Genomic DNA, 16,618 nt, shown 5'->3' with positions numbered 1-16,618 from the left:
CCATCACCGGGGAACTCCCATAGCATTCGGGTAACATTTGGAAAAAGCTGCATCGAGAAATTCCCCGATGAGGGGCAGCACTTGTTCCCCATGCAAGGCAGGGATAGCATGGCTGGCGCCGGGCAGGATCTTGAGCTGCGCTCCGGGGATCCCTGCGGCGTAGGTTCGGCAGTGCCAGAGGGGGATGGTGTCGTCCTGTTCGGCGGCAACCACCAGGGTGGGGGCCTGAATGTGTTTGAGGTAACGCTCAACCGTATCGACGGCAGCTTGCGGGCGCAGACGTTGTCGGAGAAATTGCCGGGCCACCGGTTGTTGGCGCAGGGATCCGCGCAACCACAAGAGTTGAGCCAGTTTGTCTTCCCAATGCCACCATCGGGCCAGGGGGGTGATCGCCCGCAACAGCCAATCGACCCAAACGCTTTCCCAGAGCAAGGGCCGCAAATGGCGGTAGCGTTTGACAAAGCTGTCGTCGCGGATCCCGGCAGGGGCCAACAAGACCAACCCCCGCAGTGGATACCGCACGGCATAGGCCGCTGCCACCCAGCCGCCAAAAGAATGGCCCACCAGAACCGGAGCCGATAGGCCCAGCGCCTGGACAAATCCGCGCACAAACTCCACTTCTGCACCGATGTCGTAGCGCAAGGCCGGCTGGCTGGACTGCCCGAACCCCAGCAAATCGAGGGCGATGCAGCGGTACTCGCCTCCCAACCCCTGCATCAGCGGCCACCAATTGGCGTGGGTGGCCATAAAACCGTGCAAAAACAGCAGGGGGATCCCGTCTCCCCACTCTCGATAGGCGGCCCAGCAGGACTCTGCCCCTGGGATGTTCAATCCTTCCAATTTCACCCTCTGCAGCGGGATCGCTTGAACGCGCGCTCGTAACTCCGCCAGGCGCTGCGCCAAAGGCAGCCGTTCCAACAGCTCTTGCTCGATCATCGGCCCATCGTCAGCAGATACAGCCTTTTCCCGTGCTACGCCAAGGTCACCCCGCCGCGAACGGGTGAGGGGACAGAGCCCTTGATGGATCCCAGGCAGCACTTCTTCTGAGGATCTTGTAGAGATCTTAACTGATCCCAAAAACTCCCACGGGGTCGGGAAAAGCTGCGACTCAACCGAGCAACTGCAAATGGGGAGGGGGGATTTTCAGCCAGTCCTGGCGGGTCAGTAGCCCTTGGAGAAAGCGGGTGGCCGCCTGCGATTGATAGCGCTCCGGGTTAAAAGCCAGCCAGAGGGTACGCCGTATCTGCAGCCCTTCCACCGCCAGCTTTTGGAACCGACCTTGCTCCACATCGGCTCCCACCGCCACCGTCGACAAAAAAGCCACCCCCAAACCCGCCTGGACTGCATTTTTGATGGCTTCAATCGAGCTGAGCTCCAGCCGCACATTCAGTTGAGCCGGGTTGATGCCGTGGCGATTCAACACCCGGTCGATGGTCTGCCGCGTGGAAGACTGGGGATCCAGAGTGATAAAAGGCAAAGTCAACAGATCCGCTAGAGCAGGAGAGTCAACGGCACAGCCGGGGGCGCCGACCAGCACGTATTCATCTTCCGCCAGAGCCATCACCTTCAAGTGCCGCTGTAAGTCAAACGGGATCTCCCCACCGACAATGGCCACGTCCAATTGACCATCCACCAACTTCTGGGCGATTCGCCGCGTGGATTGCACCAAGAGCTGCATCGAAATCTGGGGATAGCAGCGGTGATATTGCGCAATCAAAGAAGGCATGACATAGGTGCCCACCGTTTGGCTGGCCCCCAAAACCAGGTGCCCTCGCTCCATTGCTTGCAAATCTGCCAGAGCCTCGAGGGTTTCATGGCACAGCTTGAGGATGCGCTCGCTGTACTGCAGCAATACTTTCCCGGCATCCGTCAACTCCACCTTGCGCCCACTGCGGTCGAACAACACCACCCCCAACTGCCGCTCCAGGTTCTGCACCTGCAAGCTGACAGCGGGTTGGGAGACAAACAGGCTATCGGCAGCACGGCGAAAACTACCCTGCTGGGCAATTGCCCGCACAATGAGAAGTTGATCTAGGGTAAACGGCAACTCATCCGGCATAAGGAACTCCAAACTGCCCGGCGGGATCTCTTTCAGTTCCCTGAGGAGCTGGGCAGCCCAGGATTGGAAACCCACATGAGATCATCATAAACAAGCGAGAAATCTAAAGAGAACAGCTCAGCCCCTCCCCGGCAGCTCGGCTGCGGGGGTTGACCAGCCAAGGATAGAGAGGGAGGCCTGGAACTTACAGGCTGTTTTAGCGAAAAGCGACCTAAAGTTCCCAGTTAAGAGCTACGCCAGGACTTCATCCCGCCAACGCGACTGGCCGTGGGGAGCAGGTCAGCGAGGGCCATAGGACGTCCAATAGCCGCGCCCCTGTTGCCTTGCCGCAGTGGCTGCTTCTCTGAGGATAGGGCCATACTTGAGGCCATCGGTTCGCCCAGACAACAGGCCATGGCCCAAAAACAGCATTTCCTGGTTGATGAGGGTATTGGCCTGCCAAACGTAGGCAGGTAACGTGGGAGCGGGAGCCAGGGCAGGATCCAACTCCAGAAACACCTCCCGTCCCAGCAAAGCCGTCTGCAAATATTGGCCGGCATTGTAAACCGCCAAAGGGGTTTGTCCGCGCAGCTCCGTCCACGTAGGATTGATCTCCGCCGGCAGGGGATCGATCCCGATCAGTTGCACCAGCCGCAAATCCAAATCCCCTTCAAGCTGGACAACCAGGGTGTTGTTGTCGACCACCCGAACTATGGCTGCACGCTTTAGATCGCGCAGCTCCGGACGCGCCACCCGTGTCAGGGCCCAAGCGGGCCATGCCGAGCACAGCAAGGGCAAAGCCAGAACGCTGCCCAGTTTGATAAGGCTCCGTCCATTGGCTACAAGCAGGGATCTGGGGCGAGGAGAACTCGGAGCAGAACGCAGAGATTTTTTCAGCACGGACTTTAGCCGTTGCAGGACAGACTTGACGATAGGGATGGTTCGCATGTTGAACTTTGGCTAGATCTCACGCCGCCCTCGCACCGCCGCCCACTGGGCCTCAATGCGGGATCCGGCCTGCCGTCACTCTACAAAAAACTTGGGCAGATGGGTCGGTTCTGCGGGCTATCTCTCGATTTCAACTGGCGGATGCGCTACCCCGTGACAATCTATAGAGTCATTGCAAATAACAAGGAAACAGCTCGTTATTTCCCAGCTCCCCTCTCCCTGAGGGAGAGGGGCCGGGGGTGAGGGCTGTCCCTGAGGGAGAGGTCGCGCTAGCGGCGCGGAGCGCCTGGGCTGTCCAAAGAATCTCTCAAAAGCGGGGATCCAAGAGGGTAGTAGGGTTCTTCTCGACTTCTGCGGATAGGAGGGAGTTGACCAGCACGGTCACCAAGCCCAGCCGATTGCCCGCCAAAATATCGGTCAATAGGCGATCTCCCACCATGGCCACTGCCTCCACCGGCAAGCCCATCTGAGCTACGGCCCGCCGCAAGGCCCGCCGTGAAGGCTTCCCAGCGCGGTGAATGTAAGGTAGATCCAGGCTTTCTCCAATTTGTTGGATGCGGTTGCGATTGATGTTGTTGCTCACCAGCCAAATTTGAAAGTGCGGACGCAACTGCTCCAGCCAAGCGGCCACAGCAGGAGCCACCTCAGCCTGTCGGATCGGCACCAGCGTATCGTCCACATCGAAGATGACGCCTTTTACCTGCCAGGCCCACAGGTCTTCGGCCCGCAACTTCAAGACAGTGCCGGGCACCACCACATCCGGTTGCAGGAGCTTGAACCAAGGCTTACGTACCATTCTCGGCTAAGGACTTGTTTGAGAACTGGGCCGAGATCCCTGGGCAGCTTGCTGGCGCTCTTGAAGAATCTGCAATTGGGCTGCCTCGTGCTCGGCTAAAGTTTTGCTGAAAACATGGGTGCCATCGTAGCGGGCTACAAAGTAGAGGTAATCGGTCTTTTCAGGCTCCAAAACGGCTTTGAGGCTGGCCAAGCCTGGGCTGGCGATGGGGCCAGGGGGCAAGCCGGGGTTGAGGTAGGTGTTGTAGGGAGAGGGAGTACGCACCTCGGCAAGGGTGAGGCGGCGATCCGGAGTTTGCCGGATATTCAAGGCATATTCCACCGTCGGATCGGCTCCCAGGGGCATTCCCTGCTTGAGCCGGTTCAAGAAGACACCCGCGATCAAAGCGCGCTCTTCCGGCACCACAGCTTCCCGCTCCACAATACTGGCCAGGGTGACCCACTCATGCAGAGACAGGGAAGTGGCATGCTGCCGGAACAGGGGCAGAGCCACCGCAACAAATCGCTGGAGCATGGCATCGATCACCGCCTGGGCCTTTTGCCGGTTCGGCAGGGATCCCTCCACCTGTTCGACGGGAAAAAGATAGGTATCCGGGAACAGGTAGCCTTCCAAAGAGCTCAAGCTGGGGGGCAGCCAATCAAGGGGAGGGATCACGCGGGCTGTGGCAATGAAAACTTCGGCTGGCATCCAGTTGCGCTCGGCCAAAGCTGCCGCCATCTGCTCGATGCGCCAACCCTCCGGGATGGTCAGCCGTCTCTGCAAGATCCTTCCCTGCCGCAGTTGTTGGGCTACGGTCAGCATGTCTTGGTTGGGATCCAGAGCGTAGGTGCCCGCCTGGAAGACCCAGTCGCGCCCGAAGGTGCGGCTCCACAGCTCCCAGGCCAGAGCCGAGCGGATCACCCCTGCTTGGCGCAGTTGTTGCCCGATCCGACGGCTGCTGCTGCCCGGCTGGATCCTCACCTGGATCGGCTCTGAACCTCCTACAGGCTGGATCCAAGTCTGCCACCGCCAGTAGCCGAAGCCGACGGCCAAAGCCAGCAGGAGAGCCAAGCCCTGCAGCAAGCGCCGACCCCAGCGCCCACGGAAGCGGCGGGGAGCGCTTTGGACAGCAGAGGGTCTGGGCGAGACGGGATCCCCTGGGGCCGAATGCCGGATCTGCTCTGTCATCGCCTTCTCCTCCCAATGGCCTGAGCACACCTTTGGGCCAGGTTACTCCTCAACTCCAACTCATGCCAGGGCATCGCTGGGCACTCAGGGCCGACCTCAGTTTGACATACTCCCTCGCCTAGAGGCAAAGGATTCTCCTCGCGTCAGGATTACTGGTGGTTCTACAACAGCAAGGGCCTACGGCCCACCAAAGGGGAACGGCGTAGCGGTAGGACGGGGCCTTAGGCCCAGTTTTTTGGGTAGCCTGGACTGCGCCCAGCTGGGATCAAGTCTCCTGGGCCAACCTGGCAGGGATCCCGTTGTTTTCGACAGTTCGTTGCCCGATCCAAGTGCCGATGGGCTCTCCCTGCACCACGCGATAGATGTTGCCGGGGGTGGTCAGGTCGAAGACCACAATGGGCAATTGATTTTCCTTGCAGAGGGCGATGGCGGTGCTGTCCATGACCCGCAAATCGTGGGTGAGCACATCCTGATAGCTGAGGACATCGTAGCGGCGGGCCTGGGGGTGGGTCTTGGGATCCGCATCGTAAACCCCATCCACCTTGGTGGCCTTGAAGATCACCTCGGCATCGATCTCCGCCGCCCGCAAGGCCGCCGTCGTGTCGGTGGTAAAGAAGGGATTTCCAGATCCAGCGCCAAAAATCACCACCCGCCCCTTTTCCAGGTGACGAATGGCGCGACGACGAATGTAAGGCTCTGCCACCTCTTGCATGGCGATGGCCGTCTGTACCCGCGTCGGGATCCCGGCTCGCTCGATGGCATCTTGTAAGGTCAGGGCGTTGATGACGGTGGCCAGCATCCCCACGTAGTCGGCAGAAGCCTGATCCATCCCTTGGGCAGCCGCCTCTTTGCGCCCGCGCCAGATATTGCCCCCGCCCACCACGATCGCCACCTGCACACCGGCCCGCACCACCGCGGCCACTTCGCTGGCAATGGCCTGCAAGATTTCGGGATCGATCCCATAGGGACGTTCCCCCATCAGGGCTTCACCACTCAGCTTTAGGAGAATTCGTCGGTATTTCATCTTCATCCGCTCCAGCCCACCCCTGCCTACGATAGCAGGTTTGTTGGGCTAGCTCTGTTCACAGGATGGATCCACAGACTCTCTCGACAAAACCCCCCTCACGGCTGTTCTTCGCCAGCGCTGGCCTCATTGTCGCGGGGAGCAGAACGGAAGCGGCGGCCATTGCGAGCACGACTTTTCTGAAACTGCTTGGCATATTCGCGGTTGCGCTCGGCTTTTTCCCGCTTCAGGTTGCGTTTTTTGGCCATGCTGGTCTTCCTGACCGGTTATCCGGTATGAAGTGGAGTGCCCAAAGAAGGTGGTTTTTATCCTAACATGCTTGGCCGGCACTTTTCTGGAGCCTTCTGCTCAGCCGGCTAGGGATTCCCCCAACAGGGCCAGGCCCATCAAAACAAACCCCACTCCTGCCAGGGTCTTGATCCAGCGGGGTGGAATCATTCGCGCCACCCAAGCTCCTGCCCACACTCCGATGAGGCTGGTGCTGATCAAAGCGGCAGCAGCGCCCAAAAAGATCACCCCGGAGTTTTGCGAGCGGGCGCTGAGGAGCAGAGTGGCCAATTGAGTTTTGTCGCCCATTTCCGCCAGCAGAATCGAGCCGAAGCTCACCAGCGCCGCCCGTCCAGCCATTTGCCGCAGCAAAAACGGTGGGGTCTGGCTGTCGTTATCTTGGATCAACACGTTCCTCTGTTGCTCTCTGCTCTGTTCTGCCTTCTAGAAGGGGCTGGCGCTCTGGGGGATCGTCGCCGCGCCATTCCTGCCACAGCACATAGCCCCCGATCACCAGGAACCCTGCACCCGCCAACCATTGTAGCCAGCCTGGAGGGATGACTTGCCCCAGACCTTCCCCCAGCACCACGCTGAGCAAGCTGGCAGCTACCAAAGCGCTGGCGGAACCGAAAAAGATCGCCCAAGGAGATTGGGATTGGGCACTCATGAGCAAGGTTGCCAACTGCGTCTTGTCGCCCATTTCCGCCACAAACACAGTTAAAAAAGTAACAAGCCAGAGTTGCAGCGGGGATCCCTCGGCAGAGGGGAGGTCAGTGAGGGGCGGTGCCGTCGGAAGCTCAGTATCGAGGGCAACAGAGGGGGCCAAGCTCTCCCCGGCAGGCCGGAAATCCGCGGCGGCTCGCTCGCCGTTGAGGTAGTGCTGACCAAAGGTCAAAAAGCCAAAACAGAGGGCTAGGGACACGGCAATCAGACCCAAGCCCAACGTCAGTTGACCCTGCCAAGAACGCGCCGTTCGCGCCAGCGGGACGGAGTCCCTTGCCATCGCCTCTGCCCTCACAATCACCGACATGCAGCTTATCCCGTCGAGTAGCTCTTTTTCACCCCGTTTTGGATAAAGACAAGAGCGCTAGAGTAGAAGAATAAGGGGCGTTGGCCGAGCGGTTTAGGCAGCAAACTCATAATTTGCCTTACACAGGTTCGATCCCTGTACGCCCCATCGGCAAAGCTTCCCTGCAAAAGGGTTAGAGTGGCCAAAGAGGACGTAGCAAAGGCTCCGTGCGGGATCCCGTATCCAGAGAGCGGGGCGTCCAGCGTTTGGGTAAGGCGGCAGGGGATCCCCATTGCGCTTGGAGCTGGCTGAGGAATTGCCCCTGCTGGGCGCGCAAGCCGGCCAGGTCAGATCCGCCGTTCATCAGGGCAAACCAGATATCCCCCTGCTGGGTGGGCAATACCCCCGCCAAGGTGCTGACGCCGCTCAGGGTGCCCGACTTGGCGATCAAGATCGCCGGCAGCAGCCGCCGCTCCAGCACCCCCACGTCCTGGCCGACGACGGCAAAAGCATCGGCCAGAGAAAGCCCCTGCTCCTCGAGAAGCGATTGGATCGCCTGCCACAGGGCCACGTTGGCCCGTGGAGAGATGCGGTTTTCTACCCCCAACCCCGAGCCGTTGATCAGGTACAGCTCTTCTGCCGGGATCGCGGTGATGGCCTGGGCCATTTGTGCCACCTGAGCTGCTCCCCCCACTGCATTGGCCACCATCTCGGCCATGGCATTGTTGCTGTAGAGGTTCATCAGCTTGAGCAGGTGAATGAGGGGGGGCGATTCATGCCTGAGCAAGACCTGGGCCTCCGAGGGGATCTGCTGGGCAACCCGCACCGATCCCAAAATCTCCACCTGCGGCCTGGGCGTGCCGGGGGGCAAGGTCTGGAATTGCGCCTGGGCTTCCGGCGGCCAGAGGCGGGCATCCAGCCCCTGCCGCAACAGCGCGCCCGAGCGGGCCACATCCTGGAAAAAGTTCATGTAAAAGCGGCCCACCACCACCAGATCCCCCTGCACCTGGCGGATCCCCTGGGCGTTGAGGGCGTTCCCCACCGCGAAGGCTTCCTCCCAAACAAAAAAGGGATCCTCCCCTCCCAGCACCCAGAGATCGCCCTGCAAAACCCCATCCGCTCCCAGGGAACCTGTTGTCAAGTAGGTAGTCACAAAGCGATGGTGCGGGCCAAACTGCTGCAAAGCGGCCAGGGTAGTGGCCACCTTGGTCAGAGAGGCCGCCGGCAGAGCCTTGGATCCTTGATGTTGCCCCAAAACCTGGTCGCCCATCTGCAGCCAAACCCCCTGGGCGGCGGAAGCAAAGCCGCGACCGCTCAGCTGGGCCAAGTAGGTCTCCACCTGGGGTTGCAGGGATCCCTGCGCCGTCGCCTGGCAAAAATGAGCTGAGCTCAACAGCAGGAGCGCCGCCGAGAGCATCCCCACCCAGATCGCAACCAGCAGCCAGACCCGCCGCTGTCGTTCGCAATAGTATTGCACAGCACCTTTCACCCAAAATGCCCTCTAAAAACGCCGACCCACCGCAGGAGCGGATCCCTCAGCTCGGCAACTCCCAGCCGCTTTCTTCTAGCGGCTCCACATCGATGGTGCCGGGGGGCGTTTGTCGATAAAAATGTCCATCGGCAACAAACAGCGGCTCGCCACAACTGGGGCAAAAGAAGCGGCTGCCCTCGATGGCCTGCGATTCTGACCCACACACCGGGCAGCGATCCGTGGCGATCCAGCGGCGCGCCCACCAGCGAAAGGCCAGCAGCACCAACACCGGCAGAGAGAGCAAGAACACCAACAGAGCCACCAACCCGGCGACCAGCCACCCCAGCCCGACACGGGTCAGCAAAGCTGCCAAGGCCAGGGATCCCAGCCAGAAGCCCCAGCCGGTTAGAGAAATGGAATAGGTTTTGGGCTGCTCAAACCGCATCTTTGTTTTCCCTTCCCGTATTGACTACGCTGACCAACGCTGCCGGGATGCCGCGGGCCTTTTCCCGAGTATGTTAGCCCAGACTCACCCGCACACCAGAAAAATCCATCCCCTAGCCATGCTCTGTAGGCTAGCTCATCCCGAATGAATAGGGCATCCGGTTTCCCGCACCCACTTTCTCGCCCTCTGCCGGCAGGTTTCCTGGTGTTGACAACCAAGGTCGTTAGCATCGCTGCAAATGCAGTTATTATCAATTACAGAACTTATTGACTGTTACGGCGACGTTGCCCAACAGCGGAGGGGCGGCATCATGGTCTACACGGAAGAAGCTTTCAAAGCAGAGCTGAATGCAAAAGGCTGGCGAGCCACTCGGCAGCGGGAGATCATCCTCCAGACCTTTCAAAACTTGCCTGAGGGGACTCACCTGAGCGCGGAGGATCTGCACAAAAAGCTGCGGGAAGAAGGCCACAACATCAGCCTTTCTACCATTTATCGTACCGTCAAGCTGATGGCTCGCATGGGCATTTTGCGCGAGCTGGAACTGACCGAAGGCCACAAGCATTACGAGATCAACCAGCCGGCCCCCCACCACCACCACCATTTGGTGTGCGTTAAGACCAACAAGGTGATCGAGTTCAAAAACAGCGCCATCCTCAACATCACCCAGAAAGTGGCCGAAAAGTACGGCTTTAAGGTGCTGGATTGCCAGCTCACCATCATCGGCATCAGCCCGGAGGGGCAGCGCTCGATTTTGTAGCCAAACAATTCCCGAAGCTCAGGCTGGCTCTGGGCGCTCTCCCGGCAGCGGGGCTGTACTGAGTTTGTAGGGAGATGGGGATCCCCTTGGCAGGGAACATGCCAGAATAGCCGCTGTAAAGTCGCAAGCCATTGGCAGTTGCAGCAATAGCTGAGCTTACCCTACCCAATCCGGGAGATGGCTATGAACGAGCAGGAAGTGGCGCAGTGGCTAGAGCAAGCTTTGGCAAACCTGCGTCTGAGGATCCAGGTGAAGGCCCAGCCCCTCCAAGACAATGCCGAGGACTACGCCTTGGTGGTCATGATCAACCACCCTGCTCACGTTGCTCTCAACCATGAGAGGCTGACGGCCTGGTTCCAGAAGGCAATTCCCAGCCGCTATCCTCAAGTCAAGCGCTTGGCCCTCTACAGCCGCCCCATCGGCCAACAGCAGGCCAACTGGAAAACTCAGGTGAGGCTGGCTCCGGAAGCGGCGACGGGCAGGGGGGATCCCGCCGACAGTCCAGATCTCAGCCGCTACTGCTTTGTCCAAGACCGCCAGTTGCTCACTGCCGACCTGCCTCAACCTTCGAGCGTGGTGCGCCAGGCGGTCTTGGGTTTTCATAGCCTCACCGCTGGGCAAAAAGAGGAGGTTTTGCCCCTACTGCCCACCTTGTTCCGCAACCCCGGCGCCGTCTCGACGGTGACGTTGTCGGTGGAAGCATCCCTGTGGCTGGAACCTCTCAAAAGCCTCAATCCCCATGAGCTGCGCCTGTTGAGCGTTTGGCTGAGCCGCTATTGCTTCAATCCCAGCCGCACCTTGGCCGAATTGGATCCCGCCACCTCAGGTCTTAAAACCGGACAAACAAGGCGCAGCTACCGCGCCCCCCAGGTGGGGGTTTCGCTGATTCTGGCCAGCTTTGCCGGCAACCTGACAATGTCCGCCGGCGTAACCCTGAGCTTATTGTTTGGCATGGTGTTTGTGCTGGCCCTGGCCGTTTTCGGCACCTTGGAAGGGGGGTTCTCTTTTGGCTCTCTCCTTTTTGCTGTTTTGCTCACCCTGGCCTTCAACGCCCTGATTTTCTTTTTGTCCCCCTGGCTGATGGACTGGATCCAGCACAGCCTCTACGGCACCCAGTGGGTGAGCCTGGCAGAAATCGGGCGTCGCAGCCCCGAAAGCGCGGAGGTGATCGAACGGGTCTGCCGCCAGTACAAGCTGAAGCAGCCGAAGCTGGGTCTGATCCGCGACCAAAACCCCACTGCCTTTACCTATGGCAGCCTGCCGGATACGGCCCGCATCGTCGTCAGCGAGGGCCTGTTCACCTACTTGGAAGATGAGGAGGTGGCTACAGTTTATGCCCACGAGCTGGGGCATGTGATCCACTGGGATTTCGCGGTCATGACCCTGGCTTCCACGTTGGTGCAGATCCTCTACCTCCTCTACGTCTACCTGCGCGACACGCGCCGGGATCGCAGAGGGGGCAAAAACATAGGTTCCTTGGCGCTGGTCGCCTACTTTTTCTACGTGGCTGGCTCCTACTTGGTGCTGTATCTGTCGCGGGTGCGGGAGTACTTTGCCGATCACTTTGCCGCCGAAACCACCGGCAACCCCAACGCCCTCTCGCGGGCTCTGGTGAAAATAGCCTTTGGCATTGTGCAAGAAGGGGAGCGGGAACAGGATGAGGAAGCCCGACAGCGCAGTGCTCGCCTGCTGGAAGGGACGCGGGCCTTGGGGATCTACGATGCCAAGGCGGCGGTGATGGCGGGGACAGCTTACCGGGTGGCTGCGGATCCCAGCCAGGTGGGCAGGGTGTTTTTGTGGGATCTGTTTAACCCTTGGGCCTGGTGGATGGAGCTGAACTCCACCCATCCCCTCACCGGCAAGCGGGTGCGGGCGCTGGGCACCTATGCCGAACAACTGGATCTGCCGGTGGAGTTCGACATGGCCAGCGTGGTGGCCCAGGGCAAGCAGCTCAACCGCCAGCAGCTCTACGGCAATTTTCTTCTGGACGTGGTTTTGTTAAACGCCGAGTGGCTGGGGGCGATCTTGGGGATGGTGCTCGGGATCCCGGCTCTACGGGCAGGGTCTTACGGCATGTTTGCCGGCCTGGCCGTGGCGGGAGCCAGCTTGGGCCTACTGCTGAAGATGACGGTGATGTACCCCAGCTTGGAAAACCCGCCGGCGTTGACGGTGTTGAAGGCGATGAGCAACCCCTACGCCAGCCCCTTGCGCGGCTTGCCGATGCAGTTGCAGGGGCGGGTGATTGGGCGAGGGGATCCAGGCTATCGCTTTGGCGCCGATCTCAAGTTCCAGGATGAGACGGGGATGATTTTCTTGCGCTATGTTTCTCGGTTTGGGCCGCTGGGCAACTTCCTGTTTGGGGAGAGCCGGGCAGGCAGGCTGATCGGCCAAGAAGGAGCGGTGGTGGGATGGTTCCGGCGGGGGGTAGTTCCCTACCTGGATCTGTCCCGCTTCCAGAGCAGCTATGGCGAAGTGGTGACCAGCCATCCTCCTTTTGGGCAGGCGGTGCAGGTGGCGCTGGGCTTGATTGCTGCCTTGCTGCTGATGGTCTTTTTCCCGTTCTAGGCTATCTGGCCAAGGATGCCAAGCTCAGGCTTTTGCCGGTTGCCCACCGTTGGCGCGGGCGTAGTCGTCGCTGAAGCGGACGATGTCGTCTTCGCCCAGGTACTGGCCGTTTTGCACCTCGATGATCACCAGGGGGATGACGCCGGGATTTTCCAGGCGGTGCTTGGTGCAGGGGGGCACGTAGGTGGACTGGTTGGTGGTGATCAGCCGCTCTTCATCGCCGCAGGTAACTTTGGCGGTGCCGGCAACGACGATCCAGTGTTCGCTGCGGTGGTAGTGCATCTGTAAGCTGAGGCGATGCTTGGGCAGCACCACAATCCGCTTGATTTTGTAGCCGGGGCCCTCTTCCAGCACCGTGAAACTGCCCCAGGGACGAGTTTCAGTATTGCTCTCGATCAGCCTGTTGAGGGTTTCGGCAGAAAGGAAAGGCGAGGGCTTTTCCAGGGAGGCCGGGTTGGCATTGGGGGTTTCCAGCATGGGATGCTCTCCTTAGGGCTTACCTTCAGCTTATCTCACGTAGTTTGGGGATAGGGTGTAAACTCCCGCCTGCCGGAGAGCAGGCGGCTGTGGGCGCTGCTACTGGGCCGCGTCTAAAAGGGTAGATTGGAAACCCAGAAGCCCCAAATTGACAATTTGTCGTCCACCCCCAACTCCTTCCCCCGCCCCCAAAGCCGGGAGAGGGATGCGATTTTTTGAATTGCGGAGGAAAACTTGCTATGTTCGGTCGAGCCTTGAAAAGCGGGAACCGAAGGTCACACCGATGGCCTTGGGTTTGCGGGCTGCTGCTGTTGTGTTGGCTGGGGCTATGCGGGCCGGCGTGGGCTGTGAGTTTGGGGGATCCCTTGCCGGAGTGGGCTAAGTCTATGCAGGTAGGGCGGCAGCGGCTACGCGGCGTGGAGCACTACCAGGGCCAAGAGCAGATCCGGGCCTACGGCAACCAGGCGGGGCGGGTGTTTTGGATTCAAATCGAAAGCAGTGCCGACCTGCCGCCGGATCCCCGGCAGTACCTGGGAGAGTACCAGGCGTTTCCAGCCGAGGTCATCCAGGTGGTGCCCCTGCGGGCGCAGCGGTTGCGCTTCCAGCAGGGAAATCGCAGCGCCGAATGGCAAGTTGTGGGCATGAGCGGCCACTTTGAAGCCGAGGCATTTAGCCACGATCTCGCCCGGCAGCCGTGATTTCCATCTCTTCCGGTTCTACAAGCACCGGCTGCCGCGAGGGTCGGGCGCATTCGGCCAGCAGTTGCCTGTATAGGGGCCGGATCTCATCCAAGAGGGCTTGGGCGGTGGGGTAACGGGCATCTGCATCGGGGGTAACCATGCGCTCCAAAATGGCCAGCAGGCGCGGATCCCCGAAGCCGAAGGGAATGGCTTCGGCCAGGGGTTCGCCGATCCGCGGCAACGTCCCCATAGACATTTCTACGGCCACCCGACCAAGGGCGAAAATATCGCTGTTGAAGCGGGGGCAGCCAGACAACTGTTCAGGAGGAGCATAGTCGCCGGTGCCGATGAAGACGCCAGAGAAGGGATCTTGGCCAGGCGGGCCATCAATGTGCTGGATGGCACCGAAATCAATCAGGGTGAAATGGGTGCGTTTGTCTCGTCGGGTTTGGATGATATTCGAGGGTTTGATATCGCCGTGGATGACGCCATGCTGGTGGACAAAGACGAGGATCTTGAGGAGTTCACAAAGGAAGTGGGCGGTCTGGGCCGGCGACCAGATCACCCCCCGGTTGGCATGCTGCCGCAGCGAGGATCCCCGGACAAAATCTTGCACCGTGTAGAACTGCCCATCTTCTTCAAAGTGGGCCAACAGCTTGGGAATGTAGGGATGATGGCCCAGCTTCTCGAGGATTTGCGCTTCCCGCTCAAAAGCTGCCCTGGCAATTTCCGCTATCTTCTCGTGCTCTTCTGTTCGGTCTTTGTCTTCTTTATCGTCCATGCGTCGCAGGCGCTTGACCACGCAGAGCGGGTTGCCAGGACGATGGGTATCGCGGGCCAGGTAGGTTTGGCTGAAGCCGCCGATGCCGATCAAGCGTTCCATTTGGTAGCGCCCCTTGCCAACCTGGTTGGGTTGCTTGGCAGTGCCAGCTCGCCGGGCTGCGCCCAGAGCAATTTGAGAGCGAATGCGGGCCAGCACCACCTCAGGAAGGAAAGGTTTGGTGAGGTAGTCATCTGCCCCTAGGTCAAAGGCGGCCACCATGGCCGCTGCATCGTTGTAGCTGGAGAGGATCAGCACCGGCAACTCCAAGCGGGAACGAGCCGAGCGGATCCTCTGCAACAGCTCCAGCCCATTCAGCCCCGGCAGCACCAACTCCATCAGCACCAGATCTGGCGATTGATGAATGATGGCTTCCAAAGCCTTGATGTTGTTTTGCGCTGCAAAGACGCTGTATCCAGCTTGCTCAAGGCTGCGTTTCAACTGCTGGCTAACCGCGGGATCCCTGTCCACCAGCAGAATTTTGCCAAGCTGTTTTGCAGAGGTCATCACAAGCGCCCGCGCAGCTCTGAGCTGAGTATATCCAATAACAGCGGGGATACGGGAATGCTGCGATTGCCAGGCCGTAGGGGATCCCCAACTGCCGTCCTTGCTAGGATTGGGGGGTGGTTGGTGTTGTGGCTATGGAGATAAATGAGGTCTGGAAGACCTTTTTGAGCAATCCTGTTCCTTTTTGTGGGGGCTTCCTGAGCGGCCTGCTGCGTTTGGATGTCAGGCAAGATCCGCTGCGCAGTTGGCTGGAGTCGCAGGGCTTGAGGGTGGAGGATTCGCCCGCCCCCACCCAAGGTCCCCAGTCTATTTCCATCGAATAGAGGTACCAGGGATCCCTTGCGGAGGGTTTTCTCTGGGGTCTGGGAGGCGTCCCCGTTTGGTAGGGTGAGCTGAGGTAAGCCAATGTCCCCTGGACAGTCCGAACTCAGGAGATGGCGACGGCCGGGATCCCTTCGAGGCTGCGGCTACCTCGGCGGAGTGGTGCTCCTGCTAATGGGGCTGGTTGCCCTACAGGCAGCAGATCCGGCCTTGGCCCAGTCGGATCGCGCTGCTCCCCCAAGCTCCGAGCTGGATCCCCAAGCTTGGCTGCAGCGCTTCAACACTGCTCTAAAGCAATTGCCGCCGCTGCCCAACTTGCAGTACCGCCAGCAGGTGCGGGTGGAGGGATCCCAAACCTTCACAGCCACCCTGGATGTGCTCCGCCGCCGTGACGGCAGTTGGCAGGCGTGGGTAGCTGAAGGGGATCGCATTCGCCTGTTGGATTCGCGGCAACTGGAGGTGGTGAACCAATCGGACCTGCTCAAGCTGTATTCGGTGTACGTGAGCCGGCCCGAAGCGCTCCTGCCCTCGGTGAGTTTTGAGCTAGAGGCTGATCCCAGCCGCTACCGCGTCGTCTCCTCAGAACGAGCAGATCTGGCGGGATCCCCTGTCCAGCACTTGCGCCTGGAGCCCCTGCAGGAGGGCCAGTTGCGGGAGCTGTGGCTGGAGCCGGAGTCAGGGCTGCCGCGGCAGGTGCTCTTGTTTTTGTCAGGGGTGTGGGGGCAGGCTTATGTCCTCATGGGGTTTACGGCAGTGCCTGCTCCCCAGGGAGGCGCCCGTTACTGGCTGCCGGAGAGCAGCCGCATCAATGTGGGCTATGGGTTTTGGACGCTGGAGGGCCTGACCCGCCGCGTGTTCAGGGGATCCCTTGCCATCCGGCACGACTACCAGGACTATCGCCTTCTGCCAGAGGGGGTGCAGTTGCGCTTTTTGCCCTCACAGCCGCCGCTGGATGCACCGCCGGTGGTGGCCGGTCTGCCGGAGAGCAGTCCCCAACTGGAGCTGGGAGAGGTGCGGCCCTTAGGAGTGGACGAGCGGGGGAACCAGCAATTTAGCATTGGCCTGGGCAGACGCACCGCCGCAGAGACCCCCTTGGAAGACCGCATCGCCGCCTTTAACCTCACCCGACCGGCCAGCCGCAATGCCCTCACCCAGATCGATACCTTGGCCTTCTTGCCATTAGGCGACAGCCAGTTGCCGATCTATCTCTTTCAATTCGACACCGGTCGCCCTCTCTCGCCCCTGCAAGGGGTGGAGCGCCCGCGGGTGGATCCCAACGGGGTTTTTGATCCCAAGCCACCTGCCATCAAACTCTTTGGAGACTAG

The 16,618-nt window shown here is 60.2% G+C and carries 18 protein-coding genes and 1 tRNA gene; 6 read left to right on the top strand and 13 right to left on the bottom strand.

The annotated features are described in order from the left end of the window. Positions 1-3: 3 nt before the first annotated feature. The 9 genes from NW851_RS06770 to NW851_RS06730 all read right to left on the bottom strand — a co-directional run bounded on the left by NW851_RS06770 (position 4) and on the right by NW851_RS06730 (position 7,270). Complete coding sequence (locus tag NW851_RS06770; RefSeq protein ID WP_414337364.1) at positions 4-936, bottom strand: alpha/beta fold hydrolase; 933 nt, start codon at positions 934-936, stop codon at positions 4-6. Positions 937-1,108: 172 nt separating this feature from the next. Continuing rightward, entirely contained in the window at positions 1,109-2,059 is a 951-nt protein-coding gene (locus tag NW851_RS06765; RefSeq protein WP_414337362.1) for a LysR substrate-binding domain-containing protein, read from the bottom strand. A 279-nt stretch (positions 2,060-2,338) separates the two neighbouring features. Further along, positions 2,339-2,986 carry a thermonuclease family protein gene (locus tag NW851_RS06760; RefSeq protein WP_414334614.1) on the bottom strand — a complete coding sequence of 216 codons (648 nt, stop codon included), beginning with the start codon at positions 2,984-2,986 and terminating at the stop codon, positions 2,339-2,341. 307 nt (positions 2,987-3,293) lie between these two features. Continuing rightward, entirely contained in the window at positions 3,294-3,782 is a 489-nt protein-coding gene (locus tag NW851_RS06755) for a YqeG family HAD IIIA-type phosphatase (RefSeq protein ID WP_414334017.1), read from the bottom strand. Positions 3,783-3,788: 6 nt separating this feature from the next. Beyond that, positions 3,789-4,949 carry an endolytic transglycosylase MltG gene (mltG, locus tag NW851_RS06750; protein ID WP_414334016.1) on the bottom strand — a complete coding sequence of 387 codons (1,161 nt, stop codon included), beginning with the start codon at positions 4,947-4,949 and terminating at the stop codon, positions 3,789-3,791. A gap of 265 nt (positions 4,950-5,214) precedes the next feature. Then, entirely contained in the window at positions 5,215-5,973 is a 759-nt protein-coding gene (gene pyrH / locus NW851_RS06745) for a UMP kinase (protein ID WP_414334014.1), read from the bottom strand. A 98-nt stretch (positions 5,974-6,071) separates the two neighbouring features. Beyond that, positions 6,072-6,221: a hypothetical protein gene (locus NW851_RS06740; RefSeq protein WP_414334013.1), complete on the bottom strand. Its 150-nt coding sequence runs from the start codon at positions 6,219-6,221 to the stop codon at positions 6,072-6,074. A gap of 100 nt (positions 6,222-6,321) precedes the next feature. After that, on the bottom strand, positions 6,322-6,651 hold the full coding sequence (locus NW851_RS06735) for a TMEM165/GDT1 family protein (RefSeq protein WP_414334012.1): 330 nt from the start codon (positions 6,649-6,651) through the stop codon (positions 6,322-6,324). Beyond that, entirely contained in the window at positions 6,635-7,270 is a 636-nt protein-coding gene (locus tag NW851_RS06730; protein WP_414334011.1) for a TMEM165/GDT1 family protein, read from the bottom strand. Before NW851_RS06730 ends, NW851_RS06735 begins: the two co-directional genes overlap by 17 nt. 74 nt (positions 7,271-7,344) lie before the next feature. On the opposite strand from NW851_RS06730, the gene NW851_RS06725 reads away from it, so the two are divergent. Then, a tRNA-Ile gene (locus NW851_RS06725) sits at positions 7,345-7,417 on the top strand. A 25-nt stretch (positions 7,418-7,442) separates the two neighbouring features. Here the strand turns inward: NW851_RS06725 and NW851_RS06720 are convergent. Then, positions 7,443-8,726: a D-alanyl-D-alanine carboxypeptidase gene (locus NW851_RS06720; RefSeq protein ID WP_414337360.1), complete on the bottom strand. Its 1,284-nt coding sequence runs from the start codon at positions 8,724-8,726 to the stop codon at positions 7,443-7,445. Between the two features lie 58 nt (positions 8,727-8,784). Further along, positions 8,785-9,165 (bottom strand): hypothetical protein, encoded by a 381-nt coding sequence (locus NW851_RS06715; RefSeq protein WP_414337359.1) that lies wholly within the window; start codon positions 9,163-9,165, stop codon positions 8,785-8,787. Between the two features lie 310 nt (positions 9,166-9,475). On the opposite strand from NW851_RS06715, the gene NW851_RS06710 reads away from it, so the two are divergent. Further along, entirely contained in the window at positions 9,476-9,922 is a 447-nt protein-coding gene (locus tag NW851_RS06710; protein ID WP_414334007.1) for a Fur family transcriptional regulator, read from the top strand. Positions 9,923-10,105: 183 nt separating this feature from the next. Next, positions 10,106-12,487 carry a M48 family metalloprotease gene (locus NW851_RS06705; protein WP_414334005.1) on the top strand — a complete coding sequence of 794 codons (2,382 nt, stop codon included), beginning with the start codon at positions 10,106-10,108 and terminating at the stop codon, positions 12,485-12,487. A gap of 24 nt (positions 12,488-12,511) precedes the next feature. On the opposite strand, the gene NW851_RS06700 is transcribed toward NW851_RS06705, so the two are convergent. Further along, positions 12,512-12,964, bottom strand: a complete 453-nt coding sequence (locus tag NW851_RS06700) for a phosphomannose isomerase type II C-terminal cupin domain (protein ID WP_414337358.1) — start codon at positions 12,962-12,964, stop codon at positions 12,512-12,514. Positions 12,965-13,329: 365 nt separating this feature from the next. Between NW851_RS06700 and NW851_RS06695 the strand changes: the two genes are divergently transcribed. Next, complete coding sequence (locus tag NW851_RS06695; RefSeq protein ID WP_414334001.1) at positions 13,330-13,662, top strand: hypothetical protein; 333 nt, start codon at positions 13,330-13,332, stop codon at positions 13,660-13,662. Here NW851_RS06695 and NW851_RS06690 read toward each other — a convergent pair. Next, positions 13,634-14,971: a protein kinase domain-containing protein gene (locus NW851_RS06690; protein WP_414333999.1), complete on the bottom strand. Its 1,338-nt coding sequence runs from the start codon at positions 14,969-14,971 to the stop codon at positions 13,634-13,636. The genes NW851_RS06695 and NW851_RS06690 overlap by 29 nt on opposite strands. Before the next feature lie 164 nt (positions 14,972-15,135). Here NW851_RS06690 and NW851_RS06685 point away from each other — a divergent pair, with 164 nt between their 5' ends. Further along, a complete protein-coding gene (locus NW851_RS06685) occupies positions 15,136-15,294 on the top strand; it encodes a hypothetical protein (protein ID WP_414333997.1) in 159 nt (52 codons plus the stop codon). 82 nt (positions 15,295-15,376) lie between these two features. Next, complete coding sequence (locus NW851_RS06680; protein WP_414337357.1) at positions 15,377-16,618, top strand: hypothetical protein; 1,242 nt, start codon at positions 15,377-15,379, stop codon at positions 16,616-16,618.

It is taken from the genome of Synechococcus sp. H55.7 (genome assembly GCF_047462395.1).
In the GTDB taxonomy this organism is placed as follows: domain Bacteria; phylum Cyanobacteriota; class Cyanobacteriia; order Thermostichales; family Thermostichaceae; genus Thermostichus.
Note: the sequence above shows the minus strand (reverse complement) of the source record. Positions and strands in the feature narration are given on the sequence as shown.

Excerpts from the sequence above, each read along its gene's own strand:
- NW851_RS06715 (WP_414337359.1), bottom strand. The coding sequence starts at position 9,165 with ATGCGGTTTGAGCAGCCCAAAACCTATTCCATTTCTCTAACCGGCTGG.
- mltG (WP_414334016.1), bottom strand. The coding sequence starts at position 4,949 with ATGACAGAGCAGATCCGGCATTCGGCCCCAGGGGATCCCGTCTCGCCC.
- NW851_RS06690 (WP_414333999.1), bottom strand. The coding sequence starts at position 14,971 with ATGACCTCTGCAAAACAGCTTGGCAAAATTCTGCTGGTGGACAGGGAT.
- NW851_RS06770 (WP_414337364.1), bottom strand. The coding sequence starts at position 936 with ATGATCGAGCAAGAGCTGTTGGAACGGCTGCCTTTGGCGCAGCGCCTG.
- NW851_RS06740 (WP_414334013.1), bottom strand. The coding sequence starts at position 6,221 with ATGGCCAAAAAACGCAACCTGAAGCGGGAAAAAGCCGAGCGCAACCGC.
- pyrH (WP_414334014.1), bottom strand. The coding sequence starts at position 5,973 with ATGAAATACCGACGAATTCTCCTAAAGCTGAGTGGTGAAGCCCTGATG.
- NW851_RS06710 (WP_414334007.1), top strand. The coding sequence starts at position 9,476 with ATGGTCTACACGGAAGAAGCTTTCAAAGCAGAGCTGAATGCAAAAGGC.
- NW851_RS06730 (WP_414334011.1), bottom strand. The coding sequence starts at position 7,270 with ATGTCGGTGATTGTGAGGGCAGAGGCGATGGCAAGGGACTCCGTCCCG.
- NW851_RS06755 (WP_414334017.1), bottom strand. The coding sequence starts at position 3,782 with ATGGTACGTAAGCCTTGGTTCAAGCTCCTGCAACCGGATGTGGTGGTG.
- NW851_RS06680 (WP_414337357.1), top strand. The coding sequence starts at position 15,377 with ATGTCCCCTGGACAGTCCGAACTCAGGAGATGGCGACGGCCGGGATCC.
- NW851_RS06760 (WP_414334614.1), bottom strand. The coding sequence starts at position 2,986 with ATGCGAACCATCCCTATCGTCAAGTCTGTCCTGCAACGGCTAAAGTCC.
- NW851_RS06705 (WP_414334005.1), top strand. The coding sequence starts at position 10,106 with ATGAACGAGCAGGAAGTGGCGCAGTGGCTAGAGCAAGCTTTGGCAAAC.
- NW851_RS06700 (WP_414337358.1), bottom strand. The coding sequence starts at position 12,964 with ATGCTGGAAACCCCCAATGCCAACCCGGCCTCCCTGGAAAAGCCCTCG.
- NW851_RS06765 (WP_414337362.1), bottom strand. The coding sequence starts at position 2,059 with ATGCCGGATGAGTTGCCGTTTACCCTAGATCAACTTCTCATTGTGCGG.